The sequence below is a fragment of the Microbacterium cremeum genome, assembly GCF_015277855.1.
Lineage (GTDB): Bacteria > Actinomycetota > Actinomycetes > Actinomycetales > Microbacteriaceae > Microbacterium > Microbacterium cremeum.
The window spans coordinates 931,960-953,093 of record NZ_CP063812.1 but is presented as its reverse complement, the minus strand read 5'-3'; the positions used below and the strand labels follow the sequence as shown (position 1 = coordinate 953,093).

Below are 21,134 nucleotides of genomic sequence, written 5' to 3'. Positions count from 1 at the left end.
CCTCCTGACGATCGTTGCCGATATGCCGACGATACATAGCGATATATCGTTCGGCAAGGGCGACGCCGCGATACCCCGCCCACCCCGGCCGGGTCAAGGGGGTGGGCGCAGCGGATCCGCTGCGGTGACATGGAGGACATGACCCAGATCATCGAGAGCATCGACGTCGACGTCCCGGTGACGACGGCGTACAACCAGTGGACCCAGTTCGAGAGCTTCCCCAGCTTCCTCGACGAGGTCGAGTCGATCACGCAGCTCGACGACACGCACACGCACTGGAAGGTGCGGGTGGGCATGTTCACGCGCGAGTTCGACGCCGAGATCACCGAGCAGCACCCCGACGAGCGGGTGGCGTGGCGCAGCATCGGAGGCGACACCGCGCACGCGGGCGTGGTGACGTTCCACAAGCTCAGCGACACCAGCTCGCGGGTCACGGTGCAGATCGACTGGGAGCCGAGCGACGCGCTCGAGCATCTCGGGTCGCTGGTCGGCGCCGGCGGTCATGCCGTGAAGAAGGACCTCCAGAACTTCAAGGAGTTCATCGAGCGCAGCGGTCGCGAGACCGGTGCGTGGCGCGGCGACGTCGAGCGCTGAGGCCGCCGCGCCGGGCCCGCCCGTCAGCCGGCGCGCCGCGCCTCGCGGGCGGCCTCCCACTCCCGGGCGACGCGGCCGGCCGCGACGTGCTGCTCGGGCGTGACGACGATCACGAGCCGGTGGTCGTGATCGCTGTACTGGACGCTGATGCCGACGCCCGCGTCCGCCATCGCCCGCGCGAGGGTGCCGAGCTGACCGGGGATCTCCTGGTCGAGGCGCAGAGTCACCACCTCGCGCACGATCACCGGCCCGATGCCGCGCGCCTCGAGGGCGGCGCGGGCGCGGTCGGCATCGTCGACGAGGTAGTGCGCGACTCCGACGCCCCGATGGGTGAACACGCCGCCGCCCTCGAGGCTCACGCCGGCAGCGCCGAGCGTCTCGCCGAACTCGGCGAGCGCACCGGCCCGGTCCGGCAGCAGCACTTCGATGTCGTGCAGGCGACCGCCGCTCACGCTTCCACCACCGTCACCACGAGGCGGATCGTCGAACGCAGGGAGTTCGCGATGAAGCAGCCCTCGTGAGCGCGTTCCGCCGCTGCCACCACGGCTGCCCGGTCGACCCCCGGAGCCACGACGATCTCGGGCCGCAACGTGATGTGCGAGATGCTCGCGGGCCGTGCCGCGGCATCCATCACCCCGTCCGCCCGGTCCGAGTAGCCGCGCACGTCGAGGCCCTGCCGTGCCGCTTCGCCGAGGAACGACAGCAGCTGACACGAGCTCACGGCCATGACGAGCAGCTGCTCGGGGTTGGCACGCTCCGCGTCGCCGCGGAACGCCGCGTCGGCGCTCAGCGCCAGCTCCGCGGCGGCCGGCGGTGCCGCGGCGGTGTGCGCGCGCGAGTAGGCGCGGTAGCCGTCTCCCGTGGAACCCTCCCAGGCGAGGGTCGTCGTATACGTGTGGATCGTCATGCCGGTCAGAGTACGACGCAGACAGTTCGGCCCGCGCCGAAGCGTTGTCGCGTACCGTGGCCCCATGGCACGCGATCTGTCGATGGTGGGACATGCGCTCGCGGCACCCGTGCGCTCCGCCTTCCTCGGCATGCTGATGGACGGCTCCACCCGGCCCGCGAGCGAGCTGGCCGCAGCGGCGGGCGTGAGCGCATCGACCGCCAGCGAGCACCTCGGCATGCTGCTCGACGTCGGGCTCGTCACGTGCGTGCCGCGGGGGCGGCAGCGGTTCTACGCGATCGCCGACGAGGCGGTCGCGGCGGCCCTCGAACAGCTCGGCCACCTGTGCCCGCCGGCCCCGAGCGCGACGTACCGGCAGAGCGCCGCCGCGCGCGATCTGGTGCACGCCCGCCTGTGCTACGACCACCTCGCCGGGCGGCTCGGCATCGCCGTGACCGAGGCGATGGTCGCGGCGGGATGGATGGATGCCGCGCTCGCGGCGCCGACCTCGCTCGGCGAGACGCGGCTCGCGGAGCTCGGCATCGACGTCGCCGCACTGCGGTCGGGCCGCCGCCAGCTCGCGCGGCCGTGCCCGGACTGGACCGAACGGCGCCCACACCTGGCCGGTGCGCTGGGCGCGGCGATCGCGACGCGCTTTCTCGAGGCCGGATGGGTCGTCCGGCGCCCGCAGGACCGTGGCCTTCGCATCACGGATGCCGGCGCCGCCGCGCTGCGTGACGACTGGCATGCCGGAATCGAGCCCCCGCCCCGCTGACGATCTCCGTCTGAAGGCGGATTCACCGTGAGGGCCGCCGACCTACGATGAGAGCGTGGACGTCGAGGGCGTGATCGGAGCGGTGCTGGCGTGGGGGTTCCTCACGATGCTCGTCGCGCTGCCGATCTCGTTCCTGTGGATGGCGTGGGACACCCGCCGCCGGCGTGGGCGCGGCGAGAGCGTCGCACACTCGTCGGGCGGACTGCTCGGCATCGACATCCTCTACCAGCCGACGGCCGAAGAAGCCCGCGCCGTGTGGGAGGCCGAGCAGATCACGCCGGCCCCCGCACCCACGCCGGGCGACGGCCCGGGCGTGATCGACGGCAATCGCATCGTGATCGAGACCGGCCTGCGCAAGACCGTGCGCTGACCGTCCGCGCTCCCGCGGGAGTCAGCGCCGCGGCCGGCGCCGGCGCCGCAGGAGCGCGGCGACGATCCGCCAGCCCACCAGCAGCACCAGCAGCGTGACGGTCGCGACCACGATGAACGCGAACGCCGTGCCCTCACCGGTCGCCGCGCGCAGCAGCATCCCGCCCGCCACCGTCACGGCCCACACGCCGAGCCCCGTCCTCACCGGCGCGGCGGGCGCTCGCCACGCGAGCGTGACGAGCCAGCCGGCGGCGAGGCCCACGAGGAACGGCCACGCCGTCACCAGGATCCCCGACAGCTCCTCGCCGTGGCTCGCGCGTCCGATCGCGGCGAACACCAGCACGAGGAACACGTCGATCGCGAGCGCGACGGCGATCCGGACGTTCGTGTCGGGCCGGCGGCGCGCCGGGCTCATCGGTTCGCTCCCGCCGTCGGTACGAGATCGGGCGTCAGCGCCTCGCGCTCGTCGAAGACGAAGCACTCGCCCCGCCAGTGGGCGCCGCCGACCTGCTCGAAGTACCCGAGGATGCCGCCGTCCAGTTGGTACGCGTCCACCCCGACCTCGCGCAGGTGGATCGCGGCCTTCTCGCAGCGGATGCCACCGGTGCAGTAGCTCACGACGGTCTTGCCCCGCAGGCTCGCCGCGGCGGCGGCCGCGGCATCCGGGAACTGCGTGAACCGCTCGAGGCGCAGATCCCTGGCGCCCTCGAACGCGCCGTAGCCCACTTCGAAAGCGTTGCGCGTGTCGAGGAGCACGACCTCGCGGCCCGCGTCGTCACGGCCCGCGTCGAGCCAGCGACGCAGCGTCTCGGGGGCGACGGCGGGAGCGCGGCCCGCGTCGGGCCGGATCGTGGGGTGATCCATGCGGATGATCTCGCGCTTGACCTTCACCAGGAGGCGCCCGAACGGCTGGGCGGTCGACCAGCTCTCCTTCGTGGTCAGCGGCGCGAACCGGGGGTCGTCGCGCAGTGTCGCCACGAAGTCCCGCACGGCCTGCGCCTCGCCCGCGAGGAACATGTTGATGCCTTCCTCGGCGAGCAGGATCGTGCCCTTGATCCCCGCCGCGTGCGCCCGGTCGCGCAGCACAGGGCGGAGGTCATGGGCATCGGCGAGGCGCGTGAACAGGTACGCCGAGATGTTGAGAACGGATGCCACGCCCCTCAGCCTACGGACGCCCGGGCACGCCGCCGACCCGGCCCCGTCCGCTACTGCGCCCCACCGCGAGGGTCAAGGGGGTGTCCGGCGGTGCCGCGCGCGCGGAGGCTGGTCGTGCCGGTATGCGCCGGCGCTGCGGAAGGAGCAGCCATGACCGATCCCACCATGCCCGAGCCGGCACCCGGCCAGATGCCGCCGGGACCGGGCCAGCCCGGCCCGCAGGCCCCGGGCGAGATGCCGCCCGGCGACCCGGGCGCGCCGTCACCCGAGCGCCCGGGAGGCCCGGACGAGCCGATGGCGCCGTATCCCGACGAGCCGCTCGCACCGCATCCCGAGGAGCCGACATTCCCGCAACCGCCCGAGACGCCGTTGCCCTGACGCCGCGGCCGCGCTCCGCGGGTGGCGCGGCGGGGGCGATACCACGACCGCCGTCACACCGGCGGCGCCCCGGCCGCCGGCACCGCCGCCTCGATGTCGCGGCCCGCGGCGAGCAGCAGCTCGTCGCCGAGCAACGGCCCGATGAGCTGCACCCCCGTCGGCATCCCGTCCGCGCCCTGCCCCGCCGGAAGGGCGAGGGCCGGAAGCCCCAGGAAGTTGGCCGCGACCGTCAGGCGCAGGTCCCGCCATGCCCGGTCGGCCGGGGCGGCGCCGCCGAGGTCGTAGTCCGGCTCGCGCATGCGCGAGACCGAGACCGGCCCGAGCACCAGCGGCAATCGACCTGCAGTCGCCGCCACGCAGCCGCGATCACGGCGCGGCGCGCCCAGGCCGCGGCGTACTCGCCGGCCGACGCGTACGGCTGCGCGGCCGCCGTGCTGTCGCGCAGGAACGCCGTCGCCGACCGGCCGAGCGGCCGGCCGAGCTCGACGGGGTCGAGCGAGAGCAGCATGTCGGTGCACGACAGCCGGCGCCACAGCACGGCCGCGTCCTCGAGCATCGGCGCGTCGAGCTCGACCACGTCCCAGCCCGAGCGGCTCAGCGCAGCGGCAGCCCGGTCGATGCCGGCGGCGACGTCGGGATCCACGCCGTCGCCGACGGGGTCGCGCACGACGCCGACCCGGCGCGGCGCGTCCGCGAGGCGCCCCGCACCGGAGGCGCCGAGCGAGACCGGGTCGTCGGCATCCCACCCCTGCAACACCTCGAGGGCGACCGAGAGATCGTCGACGCTCCGTGCGAGCGGGCCGTTCACCGAGAACTGCTGCAGGGTGAGGGCGACAGGATGCCGCTGCACGGCCGCCCGCGGCACCCTGCCGTGCGACGGGCGCAGGCCGCACACACCCACGGCGTAGGCAGGGAGGCGGAGCGAGCCTCCGAAGTCGTTGCCGAGACCCAGCGCGCTCATCCCGGTCGCCACCGAGACCGCGTCGCCGCCGCTGGATCCGCCGGCGCTGCGAGCCGGGTCCCACGGGTTCAGGGTGCGTCCGAACAGATCGTTGTCGGTGTCCCAGCGCATGCCGAAGTCGGGCATGTTGCCGCGGCCCACGGGGATCGCCCCGGCTGCGCGGATGCGGCGCACCACGGTCGCGTCCCGTGCGGGGATCGCGTCGGCGAGCCCCGCCCAGCCGTTCGTCGTGGCAGACCACGTGAGATCGATGTTCTCCTTCACCGACACCGGGACGCCCGCGAGCGGGCCCGGATCGCGTCCGGCCGCGAGCGCTGCGTCCACCGCCGCCGCCTCGCGCCTGGCGCGTTCGGCGAACACGACGGTGAGGGCGTTCAGGCGGGGGTTCAGCCGCCCGATGCGCTCGAGGTGCGCCTCGGTCACGGCGACCGCCGTGATCTCGCGGCGGCGGACGGCGGTGGCGATGCCGACGGCGGTCGACGCTTCGGGCGAGGGGGTCATGGCGATCCCATCCCACCACGCGCGCCTTCGCCGCCGCATCCTCCGGCACCGCCGCCGGCGCTAGCACGACCGCCGCGGGAGGGCAATCCCCCGGCGAGGATCAGGCCTGCTCGCTAGCGTCTACTCGAACCCATCGAAGGAGCGGGAGTGGCCACCACGACGGCGAAGAAGACCAGTTCGCGAAGCAGTTCCACCTCGGCCGGCGCGGCCGGCGGCAAGCGGCGCGCCGCACGCGGCGGCACAGGTGCCGAACTCACCGCCGAGCAGAACGCGGAGAAGGGATTCACGGCGTCCGAGACACTCAGTGAGAACCTTCAGAAGGTGCTGATCGATCTCATCGAACTGTCGCTGCAGGGCAAGCAGGCGCACTGGAACGTCGTGGGCCGCAACTTCCGCGACACCCATCTGCAGCTCGACGAGATCATCGAGGCCGCGCGCGAGTTCGCCGACACGGTCGCCGAGCGCATGCGCTCGCTGCACGCCCTCCCGGACGGCCGCAGCGATGTCGTCGCCGACACGACGACCCTGCCGGAGTTCCCGCGGGGCGAGATCGCGACGACGGAAGTGGTCGACCTCATGACCGCACGACTGGACGCCGTCGCCGGCACGTGCCGAAAGGTGCACGACGCCGTCGACGAAGAAGACCCCACGAGCGCTGACATCCTGCACGCCGTCCTCGAACGGATGGAGCAGCTCTCGTGGATGGTGAGCGCGGAGAACCGTACCCCCAAGCGGTGATCCCAGGCGCCCTGACGCTGCCCGCCCCTTCCTCCCCGGACCGGCGGGCAGCGCCGCGTTCGGGTAGTGCCTGTTCGTCGCGGCCAAGGGGCCGGCGCGTGGCCCGAGGCTGGAGCACGAGGTGGTTGCCGGCAGCGGGAAGTGAGCGCTAACATCGCGGGAGCCCCCACCTCGGCCGTACCGAAGCGGCCCCCGAAGGAAGCGCAATGAAGCAGCCCCTCGTCCGGCGCACGCTCGCCGCACTCACCGCGATCGCCCTGGGCCTGGGCGGAGCCGTCGCCACCGCGCAGCCCGCCACCGCCGCCGCGCAGCTGGTCGCCCACTACCCCCTCGACGAGATCGCGGGCACCGTCGCGGTCGACGCCTCGGGTTCCGGACGCGACGGCGCCTACATCGGCTCGCCCGCGCTCACGGGATCAGAGGGCGTACGTCTCGACGGCACCGACGATCACGTCGACCTCCCCGACGACCTCCTTGCGGGACTGACCTCGATCACGGTCAGCGCCGAAGTGCTGGTGCGCAGCGCTCAGGGCACGCCGTACTTCATCTACGGCTTCGGCAACACCGACGCATCGGGCGTCGGCAACGGCTACCTGTACTCGACCGGCAACGCCTACAAGACCTCGATCGCCACCGGCAACTGGACCACCGAGCAGACAGCGAACAGCGGCGCGAACCTCGAGCGCGACGTGTGGAAGACGATCACATACACGCTCGACGACGCCACGGACACGGCGCGCGTCTACCTCGACGGCGTCCAGGTCGGCGAGAACACGAACGTGACGATCACGCCGGGAGCGATCGGCGGCGGGGCGACCACCGCGAACTACCTGGGCCGATCGGTGTACAACGCAGACAAGCGTCTCGCGGGGAGCCTGCGGAATGTGCGGATCTACGACAGCGCGCTGAGCGCCGCCGAGGTCACCGCTCTCGTCCCCGGGGACGACGCCCGCGTGCAGCGCGACGCCGCAGCCCTCGCGCTCGGCGACCTGTCGGCCGTGTCGTCTGACCTGACGCTCCCCTCGAAGGGTGCGAACGGATCGGCCATCACGTGGGCCTCCAGCGACGACACGGTCGTCTCGGGCACGGGAGCGGTGACGCGCCCCGCCGCGGGCGCCGACCCCGTCTCGGTCACCCTGACGGCCACCCTCACGCGGGGCTCGGCATCCGAGACCCGCTCGTTCCCCGCGACGGTGCTGCCGCTGCCGGGTTCCGCCGCGCTAGCCCAGCAGGACCTCGACGCGATCGCGATCCCGAACCCCGACGACATCCGCGGCAACATCACCCTCCCCGCCGAGGGGAGCGTCAACCTCAGCGACATCGCGTGGACGGCCTCACCCGAGGGCGTCATCACGACCGCCGCCCACGACGGGAAGGCGCCGGGCGTCGTGACGCGCGGGACGGCGGACACCGCCGTCACCCTGACCGCCACCGTGCCCGGCACGACCGCGACACGCGACATCGCGGTGACGGTGAAGGCGGCCCCCGCCGATCTCGACCGCGACTACACCGCGGGCTACCTGTGGACCCACTTCGCTGCCCACGGCGGCTACGAGAAGATCTTCTTCGGCCACAGCGACGACGGGCTCCACTGGTCGAAGCTCAACGAGAACGAGCCGATTCTCGCCAACCTCGGCGGCGACCTCGGCGTCCGCGACCCCCACCTGGTCCGCGCCCCCGAGGGCGACAAGTACTGGATCATCGGCACCGACCTGCACGCCGAGGGCGGCGGCGCCGGCGGCTCCGGCTGGGACCAGCTGAACGCCAGCCAGAACATCGTGGTGTGGGAGTCCACCGACCTCGTGACCTGGAGCGACCAACGCATCGTGTTCGCAGGGTTCGACCAGGCCGGCTGCGTGTGGGCCCCCGAGGCGATCTACAACGAAGCCACCGGCGAGTACTACGTGTACTGGGCCGCCCGCGACCGGACCGACAACGGCACCGAGGACTGGGCGCTGCGGATGTACCTCACCAAGACCCGCGACTTCGTGACCTTCACCGAGCCCGAGATCTGGACCTCGCTCAATGACAAGGGCGACGGTCAGGCCGGCCAGAACATCATCGACTCGACCATCGCGAAGGAGGGCGACACCTACTACCGGTTCTCGACGTCGGACTGGCACACCGTCGTCGACACGGCACCGAGCCTCGACGGGCCGTGGACGCGCGTGATCGGCCGGGGCGAGGCATCCGCCCACGGTCTTCGCGCCTCGATGGAGGGCCTCACCGTGTACGAGCTGCCGGACGGCAGGTGGGCGGCCATGGGCGACCAGAGCGGCTACTACGCCCACACCGCCGACACCCTCGCGAGCCTGCAGTTCACCCAGCTGAGCGTCGGCACGGGCGCGAACCAGTACTCGTTCGACCAGCGCTTCCGTCACGGCTCGGTGCTGCGCCTGTCGGCCGCCGAGGAGGAGCGCCTGCTCGCCGCGTACGGCGACACCGGCGAAGAGCCGGAAGAGCCTGAAGAGCCGCAGCAGGCGCCGATCGCCGAGTACACGTTCGACGACGGCACGCTCGCCGACTCGGCGGGCGACGCCGACCTCACCGCGAGCGGCACCGCGGCGGTGGCGACCGACGCGGTGCAGGGCAAGGCGCTGCGCCTGGACGGCTCGGCGAACGGGTTCGCCTCGTTCCCGGCCGGCTTCTTCGACGGCCGAAGCAGGATGACGGTCTCGATGGACGTGAAGTCCGAGAGGACCAGCGGCAACTTCTTCACGTTCGCCTTCGGCACCGACACGAACAAGTACTACTTCCTGCGACTGCGCGGCGGCGACGTGCGCAGCGCCATCACGCAGACCTCGTGGCAGAACGAGGCGGCGGTCACCGGCAGCGTCGCGCCAGGAGAGTGGCACCGCGTCGACGTGGTCTTCGACGGCAGCACGATGACGGTGTACTCCGACGGCGTGAAGCTCGACGAGAACGCCGCGCTCACCGCGACCGTGGCCGACCTCGGGTCGAACCTCGCCGGGTACCTCGGCAAGTCGTTCTACTCGGCCGACGGGTACTTCCAGGGCTGGTTCGACAACGTGCGCGTGTACAACCGGGCGCTGTCGGCGACCGAGGTGCTCGAGAACGCGGGCGCGACCGACCAGCTCATCGACGTGTCGCTGACGGATGCCTCGGCCTTGAAGATGGCGCCGATCGTCACCGGCTCGGCGCACTCCGTCGTGTTCCCGGTCGTCAAGGGCACCGACCTGACCCAGCTGGCGCCGACGTTCCAGGCTGCCGACGGCGTCAGCGTGTCGCCCGCCTCCGGCACGACGGTCGATCTCACCGAGCCTGTGACGTACACGCTCACGGCCCGCGACGGCACGACGACGACCTGGACGATGGAGGCCCGGCCGGTGAAGAGCCCGGTGCTGCCCGGGCTCTACGCCGATCCGAACATCGCGGTCTTCGGCGACACGTACTACATCTACGCCACCACCGACGGATACGCAGGCTGGGGCGGCAAGGACTTCTACGTCTGGAGCTCGAAGAACCTCGTGGACTGGGAGCGCTCGGCCGAGCCGTTCCTGACCCTCGACGGGGTGAACGGAGATGTGCCGTGGGCGACCGGCAACGCGTGGGCGCCCACCATCATCGAGCGGGACGGGAAGTACTACTTCTACTTCAGCGGCCACAACGCCGCCCTCAACCGCAAGACGATCGGCGTCGCGGTGGGCGAGACGCCCGTCGGGCCCTTCGTCGCCCAGCCGAACGCCATGATCCTCAACAACGAGGAGGTCACCTCCGGTCAGGCGATCGATCCGGCGGCGTTCCACGATCCGGTCTCGGGGAAGTGGTACCTCGGCTGGGGCAACGGCGGCAACGGCGCGGTGCTGGCGGAGCTGAATGACGACATGATCTCGCTCAGAGCGGGGACGTTCCAGCGGATCAGCGGCCTCACGAACTTCCGCGAGGGCGTGTTCTTCAACTACCGCGAGGGTCTGTACCACCTCACCTACGCGATCGACGACACCGGGTCGGAGAACTACCGTGTCGGCTACGCGACGGCGACGAGCATGAACGGGCCGTGGACCTACCGGGGCGTCATCCTGCAGAAGGACCTGTCGCTCGGCATCAAGGGCCCCGGCCACAGCTCGATCGTCAACGTGCCCGGCACCGACGACTGGTACATCGCGTACCACCGCTTCGCGATCCCCGGCGGCGACGGCACGCACCGCGAGACGACGATCGATCGGCTCGAGTTCGGCGCCGACGGGCTGATCAAGCCGGTCGTGCCGACGCTCGAGAGTGTGGCTGCGCACGAGATCGTGCTGCCGCAGACCGGTCCCGACATCGACGTGGCGGTGACGACGCGCTGCGTCGCGGGCAAGGTCACGCTCGTCGTGAGGACGTCGAACACCGACGACGTGGCGGTGGCGCTGGACGTGCAGACGCCGTACGGATCCAAGACGGTGGCGGTGCTGCAGCCCGGTCACGCCTCGTCGCACGCGTTCGCGACGCGCCTGGCGGGCATCGAAGGCGGCACGGTCGCCGTGACCGCGACCGCCACGATCGACGGGCAGCCCGTGACGTCGGAGACGCAGGCGCCCTACGCCGCGCACGCGTGCGGCTGACGCCCGTCCCTCCCGCGATCGGACGGCCGTGCTCCCCGGGGCGCGGCCGTCCGATCGTGGTGGCGCCCCCGCGGATCGGTTCATGCGGATCGCACGACGCGCGGGCCGTCCCCGGACCGCTAAGGTCTGGGCCATGGCATCACACAAGCAGCAGCGCCCAGAACCCGAGATGCACGGCGGAGTCCTCAGCGGCAACGGCAGCCCGGGACTGTGGGGAGCCCTCATCGGGCTCATCGTGTTCGCGTTCGTCGCCGTCCCGATCGGCGCCGCGCTGCGATTCGCGACGCATCCCGCCACACAGCAGCTGTTCGCGGGGCGCCTGTCGGACGCGACCACCGGAGGCTACGTCGCGTTCTGGTGGATCGTCGCGATCTTCCTGATCGCGCTGCCGTTCCTCGTCGGCTGGGGCGTCGCGAAGCTGTCGGGCAAGACCCTCGCGATCATCGCGGTGATCGTCGGCGTGTTCTTCGTCGTGACGATCGTGCTCGGACACCTCTACGTGTTCTGATCCACCACGGCCGTGCCGACCAGCACCCGCTCGGCGCGTGAGTACACGTTGAGCGAGGTGCCGCGCACGAATCCCGCGAGGGTGAGGCCGGATGCCGCGGCCAGCTCGACCGCGAGCGACGACGGCGCCGACACCGCCGACAGGATCGGGATGCCGGCCATCACGGCCTTCTGCACCAGCTCGAAGCTGGCTCGCCCCGACACCTGGAGCACGGTGCCGGTCAGCGGCAGCCGGTCTTCGAGCAGTGCCCAGCCGACGACCTTGTCGACGGCGTTGTGCCGCCCGACGTCCTCGCGCAGCACCAGCAGCTCACCGGTCGCCGCGTCGAACACGGCCGCCGCGTGCAGGCCGCCGGTCTTCTCGAACACCGTCTGCCCGGCGCGCAGCGCGTCGGGAAGCCCCGCGAGCAGCGTCGCGTCGACGGTCGCGGCATCCGTCACCACCTCGTAGCGCGACGCCTTCTCGATCGCGTCGATCGACGCCGTGCCGCACACGCCGCACGAGCTCGTCGTGTAGAAGTTACGCGTGATGTCGGTGAGCGGCATCTCGACGCCCGGGGCGAGCGAGACGTCGAGGATGTTGTACGTGTTCTCGGTCGCGCCGATGCCGAGCAGGCTCGGTCCGACGGTCGCGTCCCCTGCCGCCGCCGTGCCGGGGCCGCCGCAGTGGATCGCGGAGCGGAACTCGCCGCCACGGGCGATCACCCCTTCCGACACGAGGAATCCGGCGGCCAGCTCGATGTCGTGTCCGGGCGTGCGCATCGTCACGGTGAGCGGCTCGCCGCCGACGCGGATCTCGAGCGGCTCCTCGACCACGAGCGTGTCGGCGCGGCGGCGGGCCGTCTGCGCCCCGCCCTCGAGCGAGATGCGGGTGACGGGACTGCGCGCGGTGATGCGTCCCATGGCTCAGCCCCCGATCGCGTTCATGCCGCGCGCCGGCTGCAGGAACGCGGGGTCGTTGATGGCGTGACCGGGGAGCTTGCCGCGGACGCAGGCCCGCAGCATCCGGTCGACGCCCGCTTCGGGCGCTTCGTCTTGCCCGTTCCTCGCTCGCTCGAGGACCGCGGGGTCCTCGGTCCGCGAGCGAGCGTGCGAGTCGAGACGCGCGGTCGCAGCGCCCTCGCGGAGCACCGGCAGCAGGTCGTACTCGGTCGTCGAGAACAGGCAGTTGCGCAGCTGCCCGTCGGCGGTGAGCCGCAGCCGGTCGCAGTCGCCGCAGAACGGGGCCGTGACCGAGGCGATGACGCCGACGGAGTGCGGGCCGTCGTCGAGCATCCAGCGGGCGGCGGGCGCTCCCCCGCGGCCCGGCACGGGGGTGAGCCGCCATCGCCGGCCGAGCGCGGCGAGGATCTCGTCCTGCGTGACCATGCGGGCGCGGTCCCACGTGTGCCCGGCGTCGAGCGGCATCTGCTCGATGAACCGCATCTGCGCGTCGTGCGCGATGGCGAACTCGACGAGGTCCACCAGCTCGTCGTCGTTGACGTCGCGCATCGCGACCGCATTGAGCTTGAGCGGGCGCAGCGGGGATGCCGAGGCCGCCGCGATCGCGGCGAGCACGTCGTCGAGCCGATCGCGGCGGGTGAGTTCGCGGAAGCGGTCGCGGCGCAGCGTGTCGAGCGAGATGTTCAGCCGCGCGAGGCCCGCGTCGATCAGCGCGGGCAGCACCTCGGGCAGACGGATGCCGTTCGTCGTCATCGCGATCTCGACGGGCCGCCCGTCGGGGCCCGAGATCGCGGCGAGCCGGCGCACGACCTCGACGATGTCGGTGCGCAGCAGCGGTTCGCCGCCGGTGAGCCGGAACGTGGTGATGCCGTCGGCTGCGGCGACCCGCGCGACGCGCTCGATCTCGTCGAGGGTGAGGATGCTGGTCTTGGCGAGCCATTCGTTGCCCTGCTCGGGCATGCAGTAGGTGCAGCGCAGCGAGCAGCGGTCGGTGAGCGAGATGCGCAGGTCGCGGTGCACACGGCCGTGGGTGTCGACGAGCGGGGCGCCGACCGCCCCGGGCGCCGCGGGTGCCGCGGGCGCCGGCATCCGTCGCCCGATCGTGACCGGGATCGCGTTCACGCGGGCGTCCCCGATCGCCGTGCCCGGTTCGCCATGTTTCGAGGGTAGCCCCGCGCCGGGCGGGCGGACGCGGAACGAGCGCTTGACTGTGTGGTCTGACCACATGATATCGTGATCGCACCACGATCCCCCGGCAACGATCGGAAGCGCATGATGGATCTGCTGGACCCCCTGCTGCTCGCCCGCTGGCAGTTCGGCCTCACGACGCTGTACCACTTCCTGTTCGTTCCACTCACGCTCGGCATGGCGCTGACGGTGGCGATCTTCCAGACGGCGTGGTTCCGCACCGGCACGGTGAAGTGGCTGCATCTCACGCGGTTCTTCGGCAAGATCTTCCTGATCAACTTCGCGATGGGCGTCGTCACCGGCATCGTGCAGGAGTTCCAGTTCGGCATGAACTGGTCGGCGTACTCGCGCTTCGTCGGCGACGTGTTCGGCGCTCCCCTCGCCTTCGAAGGGCTCATGGCGTTCTTCTTCGAGGCGACGTTCATCGGCCTGTGGATCTTCGGGTGGGACAAGCTGCCCAGGGCCCTCCACCTCGCGAGCATCTGGATCGCGACGATCGGCGCGTGGTTCTCGGCCTATTTCATCCTCGCGGCGAACGCCTTCATGCAGAATCCGGTCGGCTTCCGGATGGCCGACGACGGCTCGCGCGCCGAGATGACCGACTTCTTCGCCGTGCTGTCGAACCCCGTCGCGCTGGCGGCACTCCCCCACACGCTCTTCGCGGCGTTCATGATGACCGCCGGCGTCATCATCTCGATCTCGGCCTGGCATCTGCTGCGCGGGCAGAACGTCGAGATGATGCGCTCATCGCTGAAGTACGGCCTGTGGGGCATGATCGTCGCGTTCGGCGGTGTCGCCCTGTCGGGCGACCAGCTCAGCCTCGTCATGGTCGCGACGCAGCCGATGAAGATGGCGGCGGCCGAGGCCATGTTCGACAGCGCATGCGGGGCGGATGCCTCGTTCTCGCTGTTCACGCTCGGCACGCCCGACGGCTCGAGCGAGCTGTTCTCGATCCGCGTGCCGTATCTGCTGGCGCTCCTGTCGACCCATTCGATCGACGGATGCGTCGAAGGCATCAACGACCTCAACCTGGCGTACACGACCGAGATGTTCCCCGAGTTCGCCGACCGCGTCGACGGCAACTTCGCGCCCATCCTCTGGGTCACCTACTGGTCGTTCCGCTGGATGATCGGCCTGGGCGGGGTCGCCGCGCTCACCGCGGTGGCGGGCCTGTGGCTGACCCGGCGCAAGGCCCGGCGCGAGGTTCCCGCGTGGGCGTGGAAGCTGGCGATCTGGGCGTGGCCCGCGTCGCTGTTCGCGATCCTCGTCGGATGGATCTTCACCGAGATGGGCCGGCAGCCGTGGATCGTCTTCGGGCTGATGCTCACCGAGGACGGCGTCTCGCCCAACGTGCCGGGCTGGACGGTGCTGATCTCGCTGACGGCGTTCACCCTCATCTACGCGGCACTGGCCGTCGTGGAGTTCGGTCTCATCGTGAAGACCGCCAAGAAGGGTCCTGACCCGCTGCCGGGGCCCGACGAGCCCGATCCGCGCGACCTCGCCGTCGCCGACACCCCGACCACGATCTACTAGGAGCACCGGAGAAACGTCATGGATCTCGCCTACCTCTGGTTCTGGATCGTCGGATTCCTGTTCGTCGGCTACTTCGTGCTGGACGGCTTCGATTTCGGCGTCGGCATGTCGCTGCCGTTCCTCGGCAAGGACGACGTCAGCCGGCGTCAGGTGATCAACACCATCGGTCCCGTGTGGGATCTCAACGAGACGTGGATCATCGTCGCCGGTGCGTGCTTGTTCGCGGCCTTTCCGCACTGGTACGCGACCCTGTTCAGCGGGTTCTACCTGGCGCTGCTGGTGATCCTGCTGGCGCTCATCGCCCGCGGGGTGTCGTTCGAGTACCGGCACCAGCGCGAGGGCCTCCGGTGGAAGAAGTCCTTCGACCGCATGATCGTGATCGGCTCGGCGGTGCCCGCGTTCCTGTGGGGCGTCGCGGTCGCGAACATCGTGCAGGGCGTGCCGATCGACCAGAGCATGGAGTTCACCGGGTCGCTCCTGACGCTGCTGAACCCGTACGGCCTGCTCGGCGGCGCGACGACGCTGCTGCTGTTCTTCACCCACGGCGTGTACTTCGTGGCGCTCAAGACCGACGGGCAGGTGGCGGCCGACGCCCGCCGGCTGGCCGCGCGGGCGGGAGCGCTGACGATCCTCGTCGCCGCCTCGTTCCTCGTGTGGACGGTCGTCATGGCGTTCGGGCAGGGCCGTGAGTTCGCGGCGATCACGATGGTGCTCTCGGTCGTCGCGGCCGTGCTGCTCCTCGGCTCGTGGATCGCGAACGCACGCGGACGCGAGGGCTGGGCCTTCGGTCTGGGCGCGTTCACCATCGTGTCGGCGGTGCTCGCGGTGTGGTTCGCGCTGTTCCCGTTCGTCATGCCCTCGACGACCGACCCGGCCTACAGCCTCACGATCGAGAACGCCTCGAGCACCGACTACACGCTGACGATCATGTCGTGGGCGGCGCTCATCTTCCTGCCCCTGGTGCTCGCCTACCAGGGCTGGACGTACTGGGTCTTCCGCAAGCGCATCACCCGCTCGCACATCGAGGCGGCCGCGACGGTCGCGCACTGAGCGGATGCGTTTCGCTTCGCTTCGCCCGCGGAAGAGGGAGACGGAACGGCCCGAGCGACGGGATCGGTAGGGTCGGACACGCCATGGATGAGACGCAGGACGACGGGCCCGAGCGCATGCCGGGCAAGCCCGTCGATCCGCGGCTGCTGCGCTATGCGACCGCGTCGCGCGGCTTCTTCGTCGCGATCGGCGCGATCTCGGTCGCGCAGACGCTCGTCATCGTCGCGTTCGCATGGCTGCTGACGACCGCCGTCACCGACGCGATCGACGGGATGCCTCTCACCTCGCTTGCGCCGACCCTCGGGGCGCTCGCGGCGGTGGTCGCGCTGCGTGCCGTGCTGCTGTGGGCGCGCGATGCCGTCGCCGCGCGGGCGGCCGCACGCGTGCAGACGCAGCTGCGCGAGGGCCTGTTCGACGCGCTCGGGACTCTCGGACCCGAGTGGCTCGGCGCGCGCAACTCGGCGGGGCTGGCGGTGACGGCGGGGCGCGGGCTCGACGCGCTCGAGGCGTACTTCGGCCGGTACCTGCCCCAGCTCGTGCAGACGGTGATCGCGACGCCGATCATCGTCGCGGTGATGTGGTGGCAGGACTGGATCTCGGGGCTCACGGTGCTTCTCACCCTCCCCCTCATCCCGATCTTCATGGTGCTGATCGGTCTCGCCACGCGCACCGTCCAGCGGCGCCAGTGGACCACCCTGCAACGCCTCGCCGCGCGCTTCGCCGACACCGTGCAGGGGCTCGCCACGCTCAAGGTGTTCGGCCGTCAGCATCGGGCCGCGGCATCCATCGAGCACGTCACCGACGACTACCGGCGCGAGACGATGCGCGTGCTGCGGGTGTCGTTCCTGTCGGGGTTCGCGCTGGAGTTCCTCGCGAGCATCTCGGTCGCGATCGTCGCCGTGTCGATCGGGTTCCGCCTGATCGACGGGTCGTTGGCGCTCGCCGTCGGGCTGTTCGTGCTGCTGCTCGCCCCCGAGGCCTACCTGCCGCTCCGCCAGGTCGGCGTGCAGTTCCACGCCGCCGCGGAGGGCGTGGCCGCGACCGACGACGTCTTCGCAGTGCTCGACGCCGCCGCGGCGCTCCCCCCGGTCGCTGAGCGAGACGAAACGCCCCCACCCCGCCACGCCCTCGCACACCCCCCGGTCGTTGAGCGAGCGAGCGCCAGCGAGCGAGACGAAACGCCCCGAGCCGACCACGCCCTGGCACACCCCCCGGTCGTTGAGCGAGCGAGCGCCAGCGAGCGAGACGAAACGCCCCGAGCCGACCACGCCCTGGCACACCCCCCGGTCGTTGAGCGAGCGAGCGCCAGCGAGCGAGACGAAACGCCCCCAGCCGACGACGCCCTCGTGCTGCGGCGAGTGCGGGTGCACCGCGGCGACCGGCGCCTGCCCCCCGTCGACCTCGCCGCGCCCCCGCGCACCCTCACGCTCATCGAGGGCCCGAGCGGCGCCGGCAAATCGAGCCTGTTCGCGGCACTGCGCGGAGCCGCTGCCTTCGAGGGCACCGCGACCTGGTGCGGCGCCGACGTGCGCGGGCTCGCCCCGTCGGAGTGGCTCGCGTGGGCCGGGCAGCGGCCCGGACTCGTCGCCGGCACGATCGCGGCCAACGTGTCGCTCGGCGATGCGGACCCCGCTCCGGCCGTCGTGCGACGGGCTCTCGACCTCGCGTGCGCCGGCATGCTCGACCCGGCGCTGGAGCTCGGCGTGCAGGGCGCCGGGCTGTCGGGCGGCCAGGCGCAGCGCGTCGCCGTCGCGCGGGCGTTCTACCGGCACCTGCGCGGGCGCGCCGCCGTGATCGCACTCGACGAGCCCAGCTCGGCGCTCGACCCCGACACGGAGGCGCGCCTGTGGCGCGGCATCCGTCGCCTCGCCGACGACGGCGCGACGGTGCTGCTGGTCTCTCACCGCACGTCGGCCCGGGACGTCGCCGACGCCGTGCTCCGCCTGGATACGGCCGAGGTCCCGGCATGACCCCCGCATCCCCGCCGGGGACCGCGAAAGGTCAGGTCGCCGTACGACCGGACCACGCCGGAGCGACGGGCACCGAGGGGAGACCTCCCCTCTCGGCGAACCACGTGCTGCGGGGGGCGCTGCCGCCGGCGCGACGGCTCTGGTGGTCGCTCGCAGCCGGGTTCGCGTCGGAGGCGTCCGCCGTCGCGCTGCTCGCCGTGAGCGCGTGGCTCATCGTGCGGGCGAGCGAGCAGCCGCCCGTGCTCTACCTGTCGGCTGCCGTCGTGGGCGTGCGGTTCTTCGCCATCTCCCGGGCGGTGTTCCGCTACCTCGAACGGCTCACCGGTCACGACGCGGCCCTGCGGCAGCTCGCGGCCACGCGCGCCGACCTGGTGCGGCGCCTCGTGCCGCTCGCCCCCGACGGACTCGCGCGGACGCGCCGGGGATCCGTGCTCGGCGCGCTCGTCGACGACGTCGATGACCTGCAGAACCTGCCCCTGCGCGTGGTCCAGCCGCTGGTGTCGTCGGCGCTCGTGGCCCTCGCCGCCGTCGTGCTCGTCGCGATCGTGTGGTGGCCGGCCGCGCTCGCCCTGCTCGCGTGCCTCCTCGTCGCTGCAGCGGTCGCGGCGCTGTGGGGCTGGGCGTCGGGTGCCCGTGCCGAGCGCGACATCGCGCCGCTGCGCGGCCGCCTCGCCGACGCGATCCTCGACCATCTCGGCAGCCTCGACGTGCTCGCGGCGTTCGGCGCCGAGGCCGAGAGCCGTGCGCGCATCGCGGCCGCGGACGCCGCCCTGCGTCGCGCGGTCGTGCGTCGCGCCGGCGCGCAGGCCGGAACCACCGCGCTCGTCTCGCTGCTGGCCGGCGCGGCATCCGTCTTCGCGATCGCGGCCGCCGCTCCGGGTCTGGCTTCTGGTGCGCTCGGCGGGCCGGAGTTCGCGGTCGCCGTGCTTGTGCCGATGGCGGTGTTCGACGTGTTCGCGACTGTGCCGCTGGCCGCAGCCTCGTGGCGTCAGGTGCGCGCGTCGGCCCAGCGCATCGCCGATGCGCTCCCCGCGGAGGCGCCCCGCGAGCTCGTCCGCGAGCGGATCGCCCCGACCGGAGAAGCCCCGCCGCTCGGCGACGGCGTGCGCGTCCGGGGGGCGTCCGTCCGGTGGCCGGGTGCGACGGCCGACGCCCTGCGCGATGTCGACCTCGATGTCCTTCCGGGCGAGCGCCTGCTGGTCATCGGGCCGAGCGGAGCGGGCAAGTCCACGCTCGCGCACGCGCTCGTGCGGTTCCTCGAGACCGACGGCGGCTACGACATCGGCGGCCGCTCGGTGCACGCCCTCGCCCCCGACGACGTGCGCCTCACCGTGGGTCTGTGCGAGCAGCATCCGATGCTCTTCGACGAGGACGTGCGCCAGAACCTGCTGTTCGCCCGCGACACGGCGACGGATGCCGAGCTCGAGGCGGTGCTCGAGCGGGTCGGGCTCGGCCGATGGCTGCGGGAGCGCGGCGGGCTCGACGCGCGGGTCGGCGAGCGCGGCGCCCTCGTCTCAGGCGGACAGGCGCAGCGCATCGCCCTCGCGCGGGCGCTGCTGCGCGGCTTCCCCGTGCTCGTGCTCGACGAGCCGACGGCGGGCGTCGATCCCGCGGCATCCGATCGCCTGCTCGTCGATCTGCTGGGCGCGGTGCGCGACGACCAGGCGGTCGTGCTGATCTCGCACGTCGCCGTGCCGGACGGGCTCGTCGACCGCACCGTGCGGATCGACGACGGCCGCATCGTCGGCACCGGCCGGCGCGACGCCTCGTGACCTCGCCCGCGGCCCGCTAACGTCGGGAGCGTGGCGCTCACGATCCGGCAGGCGACGCGGGAGGATGCCGCGGCCATCACCCGCATCCGCATCGAGACGTGGCGCGCCGCCTACGCCGGGCTGATCGACGGCAAGGTGCTCGCCCAGTTCGACCCCGTCACCGAGAGCCGACGACGCGCCGAGCGGTGGGACCACATGCACGCCGACCCGCGCACGCGCGACGTGCTCGCCGAGCGCGACGGCGCCGCCGTCGGGTGGGCGGCGTTCGGCCCGTCGATCGATCGCGAGCTGCCGCGGAACGGACAGTTGTTCGCGCTGTATGCGGTCCCTTCGGAGTGGTCGCGCGGCGTCGGTCACGCGCTCATCACCGCCGTCGAGGAGCGGCTGCGCGCCTCGGGCTTCCGCCACGCGCACCTCTGGGTGCTCGAGGGCAACGATCGCGCCGCCGCCTTCTACGAGCGTCACGGCTGGCGCGAGGACGGCGCCGTGATGGTCGACGAGCGCGTCATCGGCGGCCATACGCCGTACACGCTGCACGAGCGGCGCCGCGTGCGCGACCTGTCGGCGGCCGCCGCCGACGAGCGAGACTCCACCGGCGGGCAGGACTGATCCGGCCTGCGCGTCAGAGGCGCTTGCCGAACGCCTGGGTGCCGCGCGGCGAGGGAAGGGGCGCGAACCCCACGCGCGGATAGAAGGCGATCGCGCCGGCGTTCCCGGCCGTCGCCACGAGGTGCAGACCGGGCACTCCCGCCTCGCGGAGAGCGTGTTCGAGCGTCTCGATGAGGCGGCGCCCGAGTCCCTGGCCCTGTGCCTCGGGGAGCAGGTCGATGTGCAGGTGGGCGGGATACTCGTCCCCGAACGGCTGGGGGCCGCTCCGGCGCCCGTACGCGTAGCGGACGATGCCGTCCTGCCGCGTCTCGCCCTCGGCCTCGGGACCCGGCTCTGGCCACCGCTCGGCGTGGCGCGGCCACCACTGGGTCGCGAACCAGTCCTCGAACGCCGCCGTGTCGGGGGCGCCCACGATGTACCCGACCACCCGTTCGTCGTCGGACTCGACGACGAACGCGAACTCCGGGTGCCGTGCCGCGTACGGCAGCACGAAGATCTCGGCCCACAGATCGTCGTCCCGGAGGATTCCGGTGGCGTCGGCTCCGGCATCCGCCGTCTTCAGGCAGATGTCGGCGAGGGCGGGCTCGTCCCCCGGTCGGAAGGCTCGGATGCGTGACACCGGGCGAGTCTAGTGCGGCATG

General features: G+C 72.1%; 21 protein-coding genes. 12 read left to right on the top strand and 9 right to left on the bottom strand.

Annotation, left to right across the window (positions count from 1 at the left end; genetic code table 11):
• Positions 1-138: 138 nt before the first annotated feature.
• Positions 139-594 (top strand): SRPBCC family protein, encoded by a 456-nt coding sequence (locus IM778_RS04055; protein WP_194410801.1) that lies wholly within the window; start codon positions 139-141, stop codon positions 592-594.
• 23 nt (positions 595-617) lie between these two features.
• On the opposite strand, the gene IM778_RS04050 is transcribed toward IM778_RS04055, so the two are convergent.
• The gene (locus IM778_RS04050; RefSeq protein ID WP_228484741.1) at positions 618-1,046 is read right to left on the bottom strand and encodes an ACT domain-containing protein; all 429 of its coding nucleotides are present in this window, start codon (positions 1,044-1,046) and stop codon (positions 618-620) included.
• Positions 1,043-1,501: an OsmC family protein gene (locus tag IM778_RS04045; RefSeq protein WP_194410800.1), complete on the bottom strand. Its 459-nt coding sequence runs from the start codon at positions 1,499-1,501 to the stop codon at positions 1,043-1,045. The genes IM778_RS04050 and IM778_RS04045 overlap by 4 nt, the downstream gene beginning before the upstream one ends.
• Before the next feature lie 64 nt (positions 1,502-1,565).
• Here IM778_RS04045 and IM778_RS04040 point away from each other — a divergent pair, with 64 nt between their 5' ends.
• Positions 1,566-2,255: an ArsR/SmtB family transcription factor gene (locus tag IM778_RS04040; RefSeq protein ID WP_194410799.1), complete on the top strand. Its 690-nt coding sequence runs from the start codon at positions 1,566-1,568 to the stop codon at positions 2,253-2,255.
• 55 nt (positions 2,256-2,310) lie between these two features.
• Entirely contained in the window at positions 2,311-2,625 is a 315-nt protein-coding gene (locus IM778_RS04035) for a hypothetical protein (protein WP_194410798.1), read from the top strand.
• Positions 2,626-2,646: 21 nt separating this feature from the next.
• On the opposite strand, the gene IM778_RS04030 is transcribed toward IM778_RS04035, so the two are convergent.
• Both IM778_RS04030 and IM778_RS04025 read right to left on the bottom strand, forming a co-directional pair.
• Positions 2,647-3,039: a DUF3054 domain-containing protein gene (locus IM778_RS04030; RefSeq protein ID WP_194410797.1), complete on the bottom strand. Its 393-nt coding sequence runs from the start codon at positions 3,037-3,039 to the stop codon at positions 2,647-2,649.
• Positions 3,036-3,779 (bottom strand): sulfurtransferase, encoded by a 744-nt coding sequence (locus tag IM778_RS04025; RefSeq protein WP_194410796.1) that lies wholly within the window; start codon positions 3,777-3,779, stop codon positions 3,036-3,038. The genes IM778_RS04030 and IM778_RS04025 overlap by 4 nt, the downstream gene beginning before the upstream one ends.
• 150 nt (positions 3,780-3,929) lie before the next feature.
• Here IM778_RS04025 and IM778_RS04020 point away from each other — a divergent pair, with 150 nt between their 5' ends.
• A complete protein-coding gene (locus tag IM778_RS04020; RefSeq protein ID WP_194410795.1) occupies positions 3,930-4,157 on the top strand; it encodes a hypothetical protein in 228 nt (75 codons plus the stop codon).
• A gap of 53 nt (positions 4,158-4,210) precedes the next feature.
• Here the strand turns inward: IM778_RS04020 and IM778_RS17715 are convergent, their stop codons facing one another.
• Together IM778_RS17715 and IM778_RS04015 are read right to left on the bottom strand one after the other, a co-directional pair.
• The gene (locus IM778_RS17715; protein WP_228484740.1) at positions 4,211-4,456 is read right to left on the bottom strand and encodes an amidase family protein; all 246 of its coding nucleotides are present in this window, start codon (positions 4,454-4,456) and stop codon (positions 4,211-4,213) included.
• Complete coding sequence (locus tag IM778_RS04015) at positions 4,387-5,619, bottom strand: amidase (RefSeq protein WP_228484739.1); 1,233 nt, start codon at positions 5,617-5,619, stop codon at positions 4,387-4,389. The genes IM778_RS17715 and IM778_RS04015 overlap by 70 nt, the downstream gene beginning before the upstream one ends.
• 147 nt (positions 5,620-5,766) lie before the next feature.
• Here IM778_RS04015 and IM778_RS04010 point away from each other — a divergent pair, with 147 nt between their 5' ends.
• The 3 genes from IM778_RS04010 (at position 5,767) to IM778_RS04000 (ending at position 11,430) form a co-directional block, all read left to right on the top strand.
• The gene (locus IM778_RS04010) at positions 5,767-6,357 is read left to right on the top strand and encodes a Dps family protein (protein ID WP_194410794.1); all 591 of its coding nucleotides are present in this window, start codon (positions 5,767-5,769) and stop codon (positions 6,355-6,357) included.
• Between the two features lie 206 nt (positions 6,358-6,563).
• Positions 6,564-10,922 carry a family 43 glycosylhydrolase gene (locus IM778_RS04005; protein ID WP_194410793.1) on the top strand — a complete coding sequence of 1,453 codons (4,359 nt, stop codon included), beginning with the start codon at positions 6,564-6,566 and terminating at the stop codon, positions 10,920-10,922.
• 133 nt (positions 10,923-11,055) lie between these two features.
• Complete coding sequence (locus tag IM778_RS04000) at positions 11,056-11,430, top strand: hypothetical protein (protein WP_194410792.1); 375 nt, start codon at positions 11,056-11,058, stop codon at positions 11,428-11,430.
• Here IM778_RS04000 and fdhD read toward each other — a convergent pair.
• Positions 11,418-12,332 (bottom strand): formate dehydrogenase accessory sulfurtransferase FdhD, encoded by a 915-nt coding sequence (gene fdhD / locus IM778_RS03995; protein WP_194410791.1) that lies wholly within the window; start codon positions 12,330-12,332, stop codon positions 11,418-11,420. The genes IM778_RS04000 and fdhD overlap by 13 nt on opposite strands.
• Positions 12,333-12,335: 3 nt before the next feature.
• Positions 12,336-13,460: a GTP 3',8-cyclase MoaA gene (gene moaA / locus IM778_RS03990; RefSeq protein ID WP_194411716.1), complete on the bottom strand. Its 1,125-nt coding sequence runs from the start codon at positions 13,458-13,460 to the stop codon at positions 12,336-12,338.
• A gap of 186 nt (positions 13,461-13,646) precedes the next feature.
• Here moaA and IM778_RS03985 point away from each other — a divergent pair, with 186 nt between their 5' ends.
• The 5 genes from IM778_RS03985 (at position 13,647) to IM778_RS03965 (ending at position 20,493) form a co-directional block, all read left to right on the top strand.
• Positions 13,647-15,092 (top strand): cytochrome ubiquinol oxidase subunit I, encoded by a 1,446-nt coding sequence (locus IM778_RS03985; protein WP_194411715.1) that lies wholly within the window; start codon positions 13,647-13,649, stop codon positions 15,090-15,092.
• Between the two features lie 18 nt (positions 15,093-15,110).
• Positions 15,111-16,142, top strand: coding sequence for a cytochrome d ubiquinol oxidase subunit II (gene cydB, locus IM778_RS03980; protein ID WP_194410790.1), 1,032 nt, complete (start codon positions 15,111-15,113; stop codon positions 16,140-16,142).
• Positions 16,143-16,225: 83 nt separating this feature from the next.
• On the top strand, positions 16,226-18,112 hold the full coding sequence (locus IM778_RS17710; RefSeq protein ID WP_228484738.1) for an ABC transporter ATP-binding protein/permease: 1,887 nt from the start codon (positions 16,226-16,228) through the stop codon (positions 18,110-18,112).
• Positions 18,109-19,884 (top strand): thiol reductant ABC exporter subunit CydC, encoded by a 1,776-nt coding sequence (gene cydC, locus IM778_RS03970; RefSeq protein WP_194410789.1) that lies wholly within the window; start codon positions 18,109-18,111, stop codon positions 19,882-19,884. Before IM778_RS17710 ends, cydC begins: the two co-directional genes overlap by 4 nt.
• A 30-nt stretch (positions 19,885-19,914) precedes the next feature.
• Positions 19,915-20,493, top strand: a complete 579-nt coding sequence (locus IM778_RS03965; protein WP_194410788.1) for a GNAT family N-acetyltransferase — start codon at positions 19,915-19,917, stop codon at positions 20,491-20,493.
• A gap of 13 nt (positions 20,494-20,506) precedes the next feature.
• Here the strand turns inward: IM778_RS03965 and IM778_RS03960 are convergent, their stop codons facing one another.
• The gene (locus IM778_RS03960; protein ID WP_194410787.1) at positions 20,507-21,112 is read right to left on the bottom strand and encodes a GNAT family N-acetyltransferase; all 606 of its coding nucleotides are present in this window, start codon (positions 21,110-21,112) and stop codon (positions 20,507-20,509) included.
• Positions 21,113-21,134 lie beyond the last annotated feature (22 nt).